This is a genomic window from Vibrio sp. Y176 (assembly GCF_033438945.1).
Genome location: NZ_JAWOQS010000940.1, coordinates 1 through 563, shown reverse-complemented (window position 1 = coordinate 563; position 563 = coordinate 1). Strand labels below are relative to the sequence as shown.

Sequence of the window (563 nt, the reverse complement as noted above, 5' to 3'; positions counted from 1 at the left end):
ATGCCAGTTACTGTCACACTGAAATCTTCAGGGCCTTCATAAACGGTGTCATCAATGGAAGCGATACGCACATCAAACTCGGTTTGCCCTGCTGGCACCGTCACCACACCATCATTTGGCACTGCAACCCAGCCATTTCCCGTGTTGTATTCTAAGGTACCTAAGTCACCGGCTTCGGTGTCACCTAAGTTGAGGCCAAGTTCCACTTGAACTGCAGATTCGGAGGCATTCGATAAGGTGACTTTGAAGTTCGCAGTCTCACCCTCATTAATAATACCAGCATCGGTAATAGTCACACTTGGACGGTCATCATCCGGATCGGGTCCTGGACCACTGCCGTCGTCCACTATCGTCGCCGTCCCCGTATCACTGCCTTGTACTGCGCCAATGCCAGTCACCGTCACACTGAAATCTTCAGGGCCTTCATAAACGGCGTCATCAATGGAAGCGATACGCACATCAAATTCGGTTTGCTCGGCAGGTACAGTCACCACGCCATCGTTTGGCACTGCAACCCAACCACTTCCCGTGCTGTATTCTAAGGTGCCCAAATCTCCAACTTC

General features: G+C 51.3%; 1 protein-coding gene. It reads right to left on the bottom strand.

Features of this window, described 5'->3' with window-relative positions; genetic code table 11:
• On the bottom strand, positions 1–563 hold a 563-nt coding region (locus R7O13_RS29530; protein WP_318144114.1), incomplete at both ends, for a Calx-beta domain-containing protein.